11 protein-coding genes and 1 riboswitch are annotated in these 13,709 nt (G+C 40.4%); of the genes, 2 read left to right on the top strand and 9 right to left on the bottom strand.

Features of this window, described 5'->3' with window-relative positions; genetic code table 11:
* Positions 1–16 precede the first annotated feature (16 nt).
* The 8 genes from GQR87_RS14610 to GQR87_RS14575 all read right to left on the bottom strand — a co-directional run bounded on the left by GQR87_RS14610 (position 17) and on the right by GQR87_RS14575 (position 8,856).
* Complete coding sequence (locus GQR87_RS14610) at positions 17–1,495, bottom strand: cobyric acid synthase (protein ID WP_158973034.1); 1,479 nt, start codon at positions 1,493–1,495, stop codon at positions 17–19.
* A gap of 37 nt (positions 1,496–1,532) precedes the next feature.
* Positions 1,533–2,189: an alpha-ribazole phosphatase family protein gene (gene cobC, locus GQR87_RS14605; RefSeq protein ID WP_158970553.1), complete on the bottom strand. Its 657-nt coding sequence runs from the start codon at positions 2,187–2,189 to the stop codon at positions 1,533–1,535.
* 1 nt (position 2,190) lies between these two features.
* The gene (cobU, locus tag GQR87_RS14600) at positions 2,191–2,715 is read right to left on the bottom strand and encodes a bifunctional adenosylcobinamide kinase/adenosylcobinamide-phosphate guanylyltransferase (RefSeq protein ID WP_158973033.1); all 525 of its coding nucleotides are present in this window, start codon (positions 2,713–2,715) and stop codon (positions 2,191–2,193) included.
* A 20-nt stretch (positions 2,716–2,735) separates the two neighbouring features.
* Complete coding sequence (locus GQR87_RS14595) at positions 2,736–3,533, bottom strand: adenosylcobinamide-GDP ribazoletransferase (RefSeq protein WP_158970551.1); 798 nt, start codon at positions 3,531–3,533, stop codon at positions 2,736–2,738.
* 25 nt (positions 3,534–3,558) lie between these two features.
* Entirely contained in the window at positions 3,559–4,653 is a 1,095-nt protein-coding gene (cobT, locus tag GQR87_RS14590; RefSeq protein ID WP_158970549.1) for a nicotinate-nucleotide--dimethylbenzimidazole phosphoribosyltransferase, read from the bottom strand.
* A gap of 22 nt (positions 4,654–4,675) precedes the next feature.
* Positions 4,676–5,713: a FecCD family ABC transporter permease gene (locus tag GQR87_RS14585; RefSeq protein ID WP_370459610.1), complete on the bottom strand. Its 1,038-nt coding sequence runs from the start codon at positions 5,711–5,713 to the stop codon at positions 4,676–4,678.
* Positions 5,713–6,537 carry an ABC transporter ATP-binding protein gene (locus GQR87_RS14580; RefSeq protein ID WP_158970547.1) on the bottom strand — a complete coding sequence of 275 codons (825 nt, stop codon included), beginning with the start codon at positions 6,535–6,537 and terminating at the stop codon, positions 5,713–5,715. The genes GQR87_RS14585 and GQR87_RS14580 overlap by 1 nt, the downstream gene beginning before the upstream one ends.
* A gap of 158 nt (positions 6,538–6,695) precedes the next feature.
* A riboswitch (cobalamin riboswitch) is annotated at positions 6,696–6,893 on the bottom strand.
* 346 nt (positions 6,894–7,239) lie between these two features.
* The gene (locus tag GQR87_RS14575; RefSeq protein WP_158970545.1) at positions 7,240–8,856 is read right to left on the bottom strand and encodes an alpha-amylase family glycosyl hydrolase; all 1,617 of its coding nucleotides are present in this window, start codon (positions 8,854–8,856) and stop codon (positions 7,240–7,242) included.
* 361 nt (positions 8,857–9,217) lie between these two features.
* Between GQR87_RS14575 and GQR87_RS14570 the strand changes: the two genes are divergently transcribed.
* Both GQR87_RS14570 and GQR87_RS14565 read left to right on the top strand, forming a co-directional pair.
* Positions 9,218–10,702 carry an MFS transporter gene (locus GQR87_RS14570; protein ID WP_158970543.1) on the top strand — a complete coding sequence of 495 codons (1,485 nt, stop codon included), beginning with the start codon at positions 9,218–9,220 and terminating at the stop codon, positions 10,700–10,702.
* 12 nt (positions 10,703–10,714) lie between these two features.
* The gene (locus GQR87_RS14565; protein ID WP_158970541.1) at positions 10,715–12,415 is read left to right on the top strand and encodes an alpha-amylase family glycosyl hydrolase; all 1,701 of its coding nucleotides are present in this window, start codon (positions 10,715–10,717) and stop codon (positions 12,413–12,415) included.
* A gap of 218 nt (positions 12,416–12,633) precedes the next feature.
* Here GQR87_RS14565 and GQR87_RS14560 read toward each other — a convergent pair whose 3' ends face one another.
* A complete protein-coding gene (locus GQR87_RS14560) occupies positions 12,634–13,659 on the bottom strand; it encodes a LacI family DNA-binding transcriptional regulator (RefSeq protein WP_158970539.1) in 1,026 nt (341 codons plus the stop codon).
* Between the last annotated feature and the right edge of the window lie 50 nt (positions 13,660–13,709).

The following is a 13,709-nucleotide window of genomic DNA, read 5'->3' as shown; positions in this document are numbered from 1 at the left end:
AAACCTGATGTTCAGGTTATATAAAAAAGCTTTCAATTTTTGCCCAGTCTAAATGTTGTAAACAAGCCTCGGCCAAACGTTCTAATTCGTGTTCTTGTTGGGCATAGTAATCTGTCACTACCTCTGTGTTAGCTCCGGCCCAAGCTAATATTTGTTGTAAAGCTGTGGGGCTATCGAACAAACCATGTAAATAACTGCCCGCTACTTGGTTATCGTCACTTATACAGCCTTCTGCTTGGTCTTCTTGTGTCTCACTGTTTAACCATGCAAATGGGTGGGCATCAGCCGCAACTGTGGTTTGCCCTACATGAATTTGATAACCCTTTATCTGACAGTTAGGGCTAGTTTCTGTTGGGTTATCTGTTTGTAACATTAAGCTACCTTGGCTTTGGGTCAATTGTTTTTGCTCACAAAGCTCAGTAGTAATGGGTAAATAACCCAAACCTTGAGAACTGCCGATGTCACCTTCAACCCCAGTGGTATCGCTAATGCTATTGCCTAACATTTGATAACCACCACAAATACCTAATAACTTGCCGCCGTAGCGCAGGTGTTTGGCGATATCTTGTTGCCAACTAAGAGACTTAAGCAAGGCTAGATCGGCTCTAACACTTTTACTGCCCGGCAGGATTATTAGATCACAAGGTGGAATAGGCGAACTTTGCCTAATAAAAGTTAAGTCAACTTGAGGGTGGGCCCGTAACATATCAAAATCAGTGTGATTGCTGATCCTTGAAAACACAGGCACGGCAATGCGTAAGCGAATATCTGTTGGGTCGATGGTTTGGCTGGCCTGAATAGCGTCTTCTTCAGCGAGTTGTAAGTCCATTAAATAAGGTAGCACACCTAACACTGGTTTGTTGGTGCGCTGTTCCAGCCAATCTAAACCTGATTGCAAAAGTTTAATATCACCACGGAATTTATTGATCACAAAACCCACCACGCGGTTTTGTTCACTTTCGGATAATAGCTCTAAGGTGCCAACTAATTGGGCAAACACGCCGCCACGATCAATATCAGCTACAATAATAACCGGGCAATCTACCGCTTCAGCAAAACCCATATTGGCAATATCGCCTTGTCTTAGGTTTATTTCTGCTGGGCTACCTGCACCTTCCACCATCACCACTTGGTATTGAGATGCCAATCTAGCATGAGATTCTAGTACTGCTTGCATCGCAACTTTTTTATAGTCGTGATAAGCCTTAGCTTGCATGTTACTAATGGCTTTGCCATGAATAATCACTTGTGCGCCTGTATCTGAACTGGGCTTTAGTAGTACTGGGTTCATGTCTACGTTCGGCTCTATGCCTGCGGCTTGGGCTTGTAATGCTTGAGCTCGGCCTATTTCGCCGCCGTCTGCGGTGACAGCACTATTCAGTGCCATATTTTGTGGTTTGAAAGGGGCAACCTGATAACCTTTTTTTACTAAGCAGCGACAAAAACCGGCTACCAGCAAACTTTTGCCAGCGTCGGACGTTGTTCCTTGTATCATTAAAGTCGCCCCTTGGCGCTTTAATTGTGGTGAAGTGTTATTCACCGTTTTCTGCTCCAAAATCTGCTGGCAAGCCGATAAAATTGACTTGAGGTTTAGCGTCTTCGTAATTCGCAATAGTGATGCGGGTTAAGCTGGCATATCCTATGTTTAATTGGGAATACCAAGTACCGTCTTGCCAATCAACGGGCAGTAAATGGGCTAATATTTGTCTTATCACCCCTCCATGGCATACTACTAAACTATATTCTGCAGTAAATTGTGTGGTTAATTTCTGCCATGCTTGTACAACACGGTTATGAAATGCCTGTAATGACTCACCTTGGGGTGGGGTATTGTGTGACGGATCTTGCCAAAATGAGGTCATCAAAGGCCATTGTTGAGAGGTGTCGTCGAATTCTATGCCGTCCCACGCACCAAAGTCGCATTCTTGTAAATCGGGCTCAATCACTAAAGGCACTCTGTGATCTTGCGCCATCTTTTCGGCAAATTCTTTACAGCGTCTTAATGGCGAACTAATGATATTATCGGGGTAATGTAATTGTGCCACTTGGCGAAACATTTGTTTCAAGCCCTGCTGGCTTAAAGTCACATCGGTGCGGCCATATAAAGCGGGTGGGCCGTCTACTTTACCGTGTCTGAGTAGATCGATAGTGGTGACTGTATTTTTACCTTCTTTATCTAGCTCTGACATGTTATTTAGCACCTTTTAAGGTCATAGGTAAACCCGCAGCAACAAAGGTTACTTGGTCGGCAGCCGCAGCAATAGCCTGGTTTAACCAACCCGCTTGATCAACAAATTGACGAGTAATTTCACCCATAGGAATAATGCCTAAACCCACTTCATTGGCGACCATAACTATCTGGCAATCACTTGCTGTTAGGGCGCTGACTAACTTATTGCTTAATTGTTTGAAGTCTTGTTGAGTGTTGTCAAAAAGCTGATTATTCAGCCACAGGGTTAAACAATCGATCAATAGAATTGTATTGTTTTGTTGGCGAATAAAGGCCTCTAGGTCTAAGGGGATCTCGGCTAATTGCCAATCTTCTGGACGTTCCGTTTGATGGCGAGCAATACGTGTAGTCATTTCTTTGTCTGTGGCAGTGGCTGTAGCCACAAACGTCACAGGCTTGTTGCTGATTTTTTGTAAGTTTTTTACTTGTTCTAAAGCAAAACTAGACTTACCAGAACGGGCGCCACCTAATACTAAATGTATCAATGTTTGGTTTTTTTCAAGCCTCATTGGATTAGCCCTTGTGTCGGTAGGTTGGCCAGTAATATCAGATAGATAAGTAACTCTTGTAATTGCTGAGCCGCACCTAAACTGTCCCCTGTGTAGCCTGCAATATGTTTATTTAGCCAATGTTTTAGCCAAAACCTAAGTAGGCTACAGGCTAACACTAAATAAATAATCGTCATTAAGGGCAAAGCCAGTGTGGCCAATGAACCGCTAGCTAAGACAAAAAGTAAAGTTTTGCTTTTGAACGGTTTCGCCAAAGGTTCACTCTTACTGCCACTGGTGGGTAATCTATTGGATACATATGACATATCTTGCACTAGGCTTATGGCCGCTGCTCTAGATAGTGGATAGGCGACAAATAAAGCTAAAAGTAGTTGTTGGTGTTTAGCTAATTCCCACAATAAGACAAACTTAGTTAACAGCACTAAAACCAAAGCACAGGTGCCATAGGTGCCAATTCGGCTGTCTTTCATTATCTCTAGTTTACGCTCTGTAGTGTGTCCTCCCCAGATGCCGTCGCTGGTGTCGGCTAAACCATCTTCGTGTAGAGCACCAGTCAAGAGTATGCTTAAAACCATTAATAAACAGATGCTAGGTAACAGGCCTATTACTGGCAAAAGTAAGCTAAAAAATAGACTTAAGATTAAGGCTAATAACCAACCAACCAATGGGAAATACTGACCGGAACGGCGCATTTTACTTGGGCTATAACAAATGTTACTGGCCATAGGTAGGCGAGTGAAAAAACTGCAGGCCAGTAAAAATAAATTAAGTTGATATAAAAAGTATTGTTTCACTGCTAATGGCTCATAAAGGGGGTTATTAAATGATCACTTGGGCACTTTCGAAGGTAGCCATATTATTGTAGAACTCTGCTGCCACTTTGATTAACGGGATAGCTAATGCCGCCCCTGTGCCTTCACCTAAACGCAAACCTAAGTTGAGCAAAGGTTTGGCCTGTAATTTTTCTAAAACCAGTTGATGAGCTTGTTCGGCAGAACAATGGGCGAACAACATAAATTGTTGTGCTTTAGGGGCTATTTGTACCGCGAGTAATGCTGCTACAGAAACTATAAACCCATCGACTACTATGGTTTTGCCTGCTTTAGCCGTGGCCAACATAGCGCCGACTATTTGTGCAATTTCAAAACCTCCCACCTCTTGCAAAGCTTGTTCAGCAGAAAGGGGCTGTTGACCATAAATGGCCTGAACACGTTTGATTGCAGTATCAATTAATGCGATTTTTAGCTGCATTTGTTGTTCGTTAATACCCGTACCTTTGCCTGCTGTTTCGAATGCAGGTAAATCAGTTAACACGCTTAATAAAGCTGCAGCGGTTGCAGTATTACCTATACCCATTTCGCCAAAACCTAAAACATTACTACCTTTTAGTATCTGTTGCTCTGCCGCTTGCGCGCCTAAGGTTAAGGCTTGTGCAACTTGAGTTTGGCTCATGGCTGGCTGAATTGAAAAATCTTCAGTGCCCGGGCCAATAGCTTGTTGAATAAAGTGTTCATTGGTTATGTCTAATGGCGCTAACATACCGGCATTAATCACAGTTAAATCAATATCTAAGCTATTACAAAAACAATTAATAGCCGCGCCGCCTGCGATAAAATTTAACACCATTTGGGTGGTGACTTCTCTTGGCGCAATACTAATGGGATGCTGGGCAATGCCATGATCAGCAGCAAAAATAAGGATACTAGGTCGACTTATTTGTATCTCAGTTAACTGGCCTGTTTGTAGGCTTTGTACCAGAGCCAAATTAGCGGCAATATCTTCAAGCTGGCCCAAGGCCCCTAGTGGTTTGGTCTTGTTGTCAATTTTATGTTGAATAGCAGTCAAAAGACTTTCATCGAGTTGGGCAATTTGCCAATACTCTGGGTTAAAAATAGAGGTTCTAGCTTTGCTCATAATGATTGATTTCCCTTTGTCATCATTTTTGTTTTTGGCTCATGGCCATAAGGAAAAATACGCTACCAATAGCAGAGGTGATAATACCGATAGGAATTTCTTGATCGGCTAGGGCGACTCTTGCCACTACATCAACCCAGACCATAAAACAACCGCCTAACAATACACTGCCAATAATGACGACTCGGCTGGTGACACCTAACCAAGAGCGCACAATATGGGGGATCATTAAACCGACAAAACCAATGCCACCACAATAAGCCACAATACAAGCGGTTAGCGCGGCACAAATAGCTAATGACATGATACGTAAACGGGTAACTTGTACCCCTAAGGTTTTGGCGTTTTCATCACCTAACAATAAGGCGTCCATGTGCCTACCATAAATAAGCAGCAATACCACACTGGCTAAAACCACGGGTAATATTACCCAGGCATACCAAACTTCAACTCTGGCTAAGCTACCCATCAGCCAAAAGATGACTTTACTGGCAGCAAAAGGCTCAGCTAAAAACAATAAAAAGTGGCTCATGGCACTTAACATAAACGACACTGCCACACCTGCTAACAACATGTGTTCGGTTTTACTACCGAAGGTTTTTGCAGCCAGAATTTGTACTAAGAATACGGCAAACAGAGCCCCTAAAAACGCAGCAAAGGGCAGGGCAAGGGTGAAAGAAAACTCCGGAAATAAGTTAATTAAGCCGACTTTTTCGGCAAAACGACTATCAAATAATAAGGTGGCAATACTGGCACCTAGTCCTGCTCCAGATACCACACCAAATAAATAGGGATCGGCCAAACCATTACGGGTGATGTTTTGTAAAGTGGCACCTGCTACGGCCAGTCCAGCACCCACTAAAAAGCCCACAAATACTCTAGGCATACGAATTTGCCAAAATATTAGATTGTTAACAGGTTTTTCGCAGACACTAAATACACACTGGTATAGCTCTTTAGCATTAAAATCAGCGGCACCAAAAAACAGCGCAGCCAATGGAGAGAGCAGTGCTGCTAGGATTAAAATGGCCCATTTTTTATTGATTAATTGTTTACGCATTATTGATTACTGCCAAACGGGTCATCGTGCTGATTAGCACTTTGCGGAGGAAAAAAATCAATGCGCAGTGAGCCTGGTGTTCCAGCCGTACTGTGTTTAATTTCGCAAGGAATACGAAATACTTGCTCTAAGCGATCAGCTTTAAGTACTTGTTCTGGTGTGCCTTGGGCAACCATTTTACCGTCATTTAGCAGGCATAAATGATCACAATAATTGGCGGCTAAATTCAGCTCATGCAAACTCATTACAACCGTAATATTAAATTGATGAGCGAGTGAACGAAGCAAGTTAAGTACTTGATGCTGATAATAAATATCTAAATGATTGACGGGTTCATCAAGCACAATAAACGCCGCTCTTTGCACTAACGCTCGGGCAATTAAACCCCGTTGTTGTTCGCCACCAGACAGGGAATTAAATGTTTGATAGGTTTTGTCAGCAAGCCCCACTCGGGCAATTGCGTCGGCAATATGTTGGTCGTCTTTGGGGGTTTGCCTAGATAACAAAGATTTGTGGGGTAACAAACCCATACGTACAATTTGCTGCAAGTTAAGAGAAAACACACTCTCGTTGAGTTGATTGACCACAGCAATTTGTTGGGCGAGTTCTAATGGCTGATAAGTATTTAGTTTTTTATTTTGCCAACTGACACAACCTTGGCTATCGGTTTGCCCTGATAACATTTTTAATAAACTGGTTTTACCTGCACCGTTTGGTCCAAGCACGCCCATCACCTGCCCAGAATTTAACTGCAGATTGATGTCTTGTAAAATCGACTTTTGGCCAATTTTTAGACTTAATTTTTGGGTGATTAACTGAGTCATATCAGTTGTTTAACCAATGAATAAAGGTACTGCGCCACATAATAAAAATAAAAGTATCAACGTTTAAATGGCAGGAAGGGGTACATAAAAAATAGGCCATAGCCTATAGAATGATTATGTATCCGCGTATTCCCGCGCGAAATTAAAAAGGTTTGGATTGCAATATCCATCTTAGAGGCTGGTATCTGACTTAGTTTAGTTCGGCCTGTCGTTAAAACGACTGAATTAAACATCACAGTTGCGGGTACAGTTCTGGAATAGCACTTTTTAGTATTTAATAGCGCGACCAGATTCCCAATTAATTTATGTTCGCTAATCTAATAAGACAGGTCAAAACATAAAACCTCATTAATTGCCGCGCAATATACCAAGTAATTGAAAGTTCTACGATGTTTTTATCTAAAAGATAAAATGCTGCGAAAAATTTCTTGTTACACTGTGTTTTCAAATTTAAAACTACACTTATCGAAGATTTGATTGATTGTCTGCAAATAGAGGCGGTTAGAAGTTTATTATTTGCCTTAAGGTTCATGTGACATTCATAGCGCAACTTATTTTTTAGACTTCGAGCACTTAATTTATAATGGGTGAGTTTTGTGGGCGTGATAATTTTAGTTCGACTTTATAGGCAAGAAATATGATTGTTTTTAACAGGGACTGCCTATTATATTTGGTGAACATAATCGGCAGTTAATTAGGCGCTTAACTTGCGCCTAAATAGATACCGTGAGCTGGTAATTTAAGTGTTTTTTCTGATTGTTGCCCTTGTTGAATATCAAACTCTAGCTGTATTTGTTGGCTATCATCTGGCAAAACAAGCACTGTCTCTTTAGCCGATAAGTTAAAACACATCAACCAAGTTTGATTCAGATGTTTACGATAAAAACACAATACCTCTGAGTGTAAATCGACAAACTCTATTTCACCTTGCTTTAAAATGTCTTGTTGTGCACGCCACTTCAGCCAGTTTTGATAAAACACCAAACTAGAAGTTGGATCGTTTATTTGCACATCTACAGATAATGCTTGATGTGATTTTGTGACTGGCAACCAAGGTTTGTTTTGACTAAATCCCGCATGTTCCTTTGACTCATTCCAAGGCATAGGTGTACGGCAGCCATCTCTGCCTTTGAAGGTTGGCCAAAATTCTATTCCGAAAGGATCTTGTAGTTCATCAAATTGCACTTCGGCTTCTTCTAAGCCTAATTCTTCACCTTGATAACTACATACACTGCCACGTAAACTAGTGACTAAAGCGGTAAACATTTTAGCTAATTGCTTCGATTGTGCATGATCTTTGCCCCAACGAGAAACAACACGGGCAACATCATGATTACTAATAGCCCAACATGGCCAACCGTCAGTAAGCTGGCTTTCAAGTTGTTGAACAGTGGCAGTGATATGTTCAACATTAAAGTCTTCAGTCAACAACTCAAAACTATAAGCCATTTGTAGCCGTTTGCCTTGAGTGTATTCAGCCATTGATTTAATGGAATCTTCTGAGCTAATTTCGCCTAAAGCTGCGGTGTCAGGATATCGATCAAGTAGCGCTCTGATCTGTAACATAAAATCTAAGGTTTCAGGTTGATCATTATTGTAATAATGATATTGATAAGCGTATGGGTTATCTTCAGAAAAGCCTCTGCCATTGCGTTCGTTAATTGGTTTGGCTGGATTATCTCTTAACTTTTGATCATTAAAACAAAAAGTAATCGCGTCTAACCTTAAGCCATCTACTCCTTTTTTCAACCAATACTCAATGTTGTCTAACACCGCTTTTTGTACGTCTGGATTATAAAAATTGAGATCGGGCTGTGAGCTTAAAAAATTGTGTAAATAATACTGCTGACGTCTCGAATCCCATTGCCAGCCCATTCCGCCAAATATAGATAACCAATTATTGGGTGGGGTGCCGTCTATTTTTGCATCGGCCCAAACATACCAATCGGCTTTGTCATTGGTTTTGTTTTGGCGACTTTGATGAAACCAGGCATGTTGATCAGAAGTGTGGCTGAGCACTTGGTCTATCATAACTTTTAAGCCTAATTCATGGGCTTTTTCTAATAAAAGATCAAAGTCTTGCATATTACCAAACAGAGGATCGACTGCTTGGTAGTCACTGATATCGTAGCCAAAGTCTTTCATGGGGGATTTGAAAAAAGGCGATATCCAAATTGCATCTACGCCCAAGCTTGCCACATAAGGCAGTTTTTGCGTAATGCCCGCTAAGTCACCTACGCCATCATGATTGCTATCGAAGAAAGAGCGCGGATAAATTTGATAAATTACTGCGCCTTTCCACCAAGGGAGTTCACTCATATGTAACCTTAATAATGAGAGTTTGCTGAATTGTCTCTAGAGTAGAGGATACTAGCGGTAACATTCAATTACCTGCAATCGTATGCATTTTCATGTTTTAGCTTGTAATTTTTAATATTTAATATGAAAAGTTAATTATTATCAATAGCTTAAGTATGTATCCGAGTGTAATGTTTAGGTTAATAGTGTGTTACAGCTACATGTTGAATACGTATGCATAAGTTTGTAAATAGGTCAGCCGCAGATATATATTGACTGCCATCCTAGTATCACCTAGCACTTTTTATATCTTTGGTGAAACTTATTACACATAAATGAATGTTAATGATTTAACTTTTATTATCAAAATAGAGAAAATTTGATGAACGAAAAACCGCAGCTATCTTTTTGGCAAATCTGGAACATGTGTTTTGGATTTTTAGGGATTCAATTTGGTTTCGCTTTACAAAATGCCAACGTCAGTCGAATTTTCGAATCTTTAGGCGCAGAAATTGATGATATTCCATTATTGTGGATCGCTGCGCCTGTGACCGGTTTAATCGTGCAGCCCATCATCGGTTATATGAGTGACAATACTTGGGGGCGGTTAGGCCGCAGAAGGCCCTTCTTTTTAATTGGTGCTGTGCTGGCGTCAATTTCTCTAGTGTTTATGCCCAACTCTCCAACCTTGTGGATTGCCGCTGGTATGTTGTGGATTTTAGATGCCTCAATAAATATCTCCATGGAACCTTTTAGAGCCTTTGTGGGTGACAATTTAAATGAAAAACAACGTCCTTTAGGTTATGCCACTCAAAGTTTATTTATAGGTATTGGTGCGGTTGTTGCGTCAGCCTTACCTTGGATGATGACTAACTGGTTTGGCGTGAGTAATGAAGCGCCCATTGGCGAAATAGCAGATTCAGTTAAATATGCATTTTACTGGGGAGCTTTAGTGTTACTCGCCGCTGTGGGTTGGACAACCTTTAGTAGTAAAGAGTATTCGCCAGAAGAGCTAGCTAGCTTTGATAAAAATCAATCACAACAACAGGGCATTGTCATTTTAGAGCAGACTAAATTTGCGATTCCTTCTGTTGCCTATTTAGTTATTGGTCTAGTGTTTAGTGCCGTTATTTATTTAGCCGATTGGGAAAAACAACTTTATATATTGTCTTTTGGTTTAGTCTTTATTGGTATCTGTTTTATTGTGGCTAAACAACTGATTAGTAACGGCAAACATCAAAATGGTTTTGCTATTGTGATGCATGACTTATTGAATATGCCAGGCACAATGAAACAGCTTGCCTTAGTACAGTTTTTTAGTTGGTTTGCCTTATTTGCTATGTGGATATACACCACATCAGCGGTGACACGTTTTCATTTTGGTAGTTTAGAAGCTAATGATGCTGCTTATAATCAGGGCGCTGATTGGGTTGGGGTATTGTTTGCTGCTTACAATGGTTTTGCTGCGATTGCCGCGATTTTCATTCCTAAAATGGTACAAGTTTTTGGTATACGTATGGCTCATACGATTAACTTAGGATTAGGTGCTATTGGTTTTTTAAGTTTTAATTTTATCGCTGATCCTGACTTATTATTATTGTCTATGGTAGGAGTGGGATTTGCCTGGGCTTCTATTTTGTCTTTGCCGTATGCCATGTTATCTAACAGTTTACCTAGTCATAAAATGGGCGTGTTTATGGGCATATTTAATTTCTTTATTGTTATTCCACAAATATTAGCCGCAAGTTTATTAGGGCTAATATTAAATCTATTCGATGCTCCGCCTATTTACGCTTTTTATATCGGTGCTGTCAGTCTGGCTATGGCCGGTCTATTTACTTTAAAAACCCGAATTCAAGCGGCTTAATAGGAACTATTTATGAAAAATTTACAAGCTATACAAACCTTAAAAACCATGTCCTTAAGTGTAGCCTGCATTTGTGTGTTATCTGCTTGCCAATCAACTGCACAAAATACAATCACAAAGTCCACCGCAGAGTATTACGGAACCCAAGATAAGTTTGCCAAAGAGTCAGTGTATTTTTTAATGACAGACAGATTTGTTGATGGCGACTCTACTAATAATTACCCTGAGCAAGGTGGTCAAACGCCTACTTTTAATCGTCAATTAGTTAATCCAAATGGTCAACACAATGCCAATGTTGGATATCTTGGAGGAGATTTTAAAGGCATTGTAGACAACATTGATTATATTACTGACATGGGTTTCAGTGCTTTATGGATCACGCCTATTGTTGATAATCCTGATTTGCCTTTTAATGGAGGTCAACAAATTGAGTTTGCTGGTCAGTTTAAAGATGGCGGTAAAACGGGTTACCATGGTTATTGGGGAGTGAATTTTTTTGTCGAAGATGAGCATTTATTCTCTCCAGGGTTACACTATAAACAATTGAATCAAGCCCTTAAAAGTAAAGGTGTGATGCCTGTTATGGATATAGTGCTAAATCATGGCTCACCGTCTTATACCATGGATCTTGACTTGCCTAAGTTCGGTGAAATTTATGACCAAGATGGCGTTTTAGTTGCCGATCACCAAAATATTCATCCCACTGAGTTAGATCCCAATAATCCATTACACAGCTTTTTTTATAACAAACCTGATTTGGCGGAATTATCTGATATGAATGCAGATAACCCAGCTGTGTTGAATTATTTTGTAGATGCTTATTTATATTGGATCGAGCAGGGCGCAGAAGCTTTTAGAATCGATACAATTAGACATATGCCTCATCATTTATGGAAACAATTTAGTGACCGTATCAGAGCAAAACATCCAGATTTTTTTATGTTTGGTGAAAGCTTTGAGTACGAAGCCACTAAAGTTGCACAACATACCTTACCTAAAAATGGTGCGATTAGTGTGTTGGATTTTCCCGGGCAAAGAGCGATTACCAGTGTGTTTGAAAACAAAGATGCCAGTTATGCCGATGTTCAGTCATACCTGCACTTAACCCATGGGCCTTATCATAATCCTTATGAACTGATGACCTTTTATGATAATCACGATATGGCGAGGATGAATACTGACGATAAAGGTTTTATCAATGCCAACAACTGGTTGTTTACTGCCCGTGGCATTCCTGTGGTGTATTACGGCTCAGAAATTGGTTTTATGGCAGGCTTAAAAGAACATGAAGGTAATCGTAACTATTATGGTCAAGAACGTGTTGATACAGCACCTCAGCACCTAATTTATCAAAACTTAAAACGTATTAACCTTGTTAGGCAACAGACTCCTGCTTTACAAAGGGGATTACAAGTTAACCTAGATTTCACCCAAGATACCGCCAGTTTTTTACGGGTGTTAGAAGATAAACAAGCAACCCAAACTGCATTAGTGTTATTAAATAAATCAGCTACAGCGAAAACTATTAAAGTAGATAAATACCTTTCTAATGGTCAATGGCAAAGCCAACTCAATAACAATACATATCAGGTTAAAACAGGCTTGATAGAAGTGACGGTACCTGCCAATGGGGTTGAAGTTTTGCTGTTTGAGCAGAAAAACAATAATCTAGATTTATATGCAGAATTGGATCATTTGATGGGGCATAAATAAAAGTGAGTGGCGAGTCGCGAGATTAGAGTTACGAGTAGCAGTAGCTAGTAAATAGGGGGTAGCAGATAGTTTTTCTGGCTTTGAGATTAGCGATAGCCTTGAACAGAATGTTATCTATTCACTATCTCCTATTCACTGCTTTTATCTTTTCCTCGTGGCTCGAATCTAGTATCTCGGCCCCTCTGCTAAGTCTGCTCTATTCTGCCTCATTCTACTCATTATCCGCCGCCACATGATTCTCTGACTATTAACTTAGCTGGGATTAAGGCTGAGTCTATAGGTAAGTCGTGGATTTTTTTAATTAATGATTCCACTAATACATCTGCTGCGAGTTTAGTATTTTGTTGCATAGTGGTTAATTCTGGAGAGGTGAGATGGGCCACTGGAATATCGTCAAATCCTGCTAAAGCTACTTGTTCTGGTACTTTAATACCTTGCTTTTGAAAGACTGTTAGCGCACCAACGGCTATCATGTCAGAAGCACAAAATATCGCATCAGGTAGCTTACCTTGTCGTAATAATTGTGTGGCGGCTTCGAAACCTGACCCCTCGGTTGAAATTGCATCGATTTGATTGTTGTTAATTACCTTTAAGTTGGCTTCTTGTAATGCTTGGCAGTGTCCTAGATATCTATCTTTAAATTCAGGACAATGTTCATCAGCCCCCCCTAAAAAAGCAAAGGTTTGATGCCCTAGACTAATTAAATGTTGGGTCATATCATAACCCCCTTTGACATTGTCACAGCCAAAGGAAACACCTGTTTGCCCTTCTTCTATGGAACCATAACGGACAAAGTGAGTTTCTTGTTCAGCTAATTGTTTGAGCTTAGCTTCGTAATCTACATAGTCACCGTAACCCAATAAAATGAGTCCGTCGGCCTTGGATGCATCCTCATAATCGGCATGCCAGTCTTCGCTTAGTTGTTGGAAAGAGACTAACAAATCATAACCATTTTTGGCGGTGGCACGGGTGATGCACCCTAGCATAGACAAAAAGAAAGGATTGATCATAGAATCATCGGAAGTGGGATCTTCAAATAAGAGTAAGGCTAGCGTACCAGTTTGCTGAGAACGTAAATTACTGGCGTTTTTATCCACCTTATAATTCAATTCCTTGGCTAAGGCTTGGATTTTTTTCCGGGTTTCTTCATTGACTAAAGGACTATTACGTAAGGCCCTTGAAACAGTAGATTGAGATACCCCAGCCTGATAGGCGATGTCTAACGACGTTGCTTTTGTTTTCACACCATTAAGCTCTTAATTTTAATATCAAAAAGGCTACCACAACTAATCTA

Origin of the sequence: Paraglaciecola sp. L3A3 (assembly GCF_009796765.1) — a bacterium.
Classification (GTDB): domain Bacteria; phylum Pseudomonadota; class Gammaproteobacteria; order Enterobacterales; family Alteromonadaceae; genus Paraglaciecola.
This window is presented reverse-complemented; position numbering and strand designations above follow the sequence as displayed.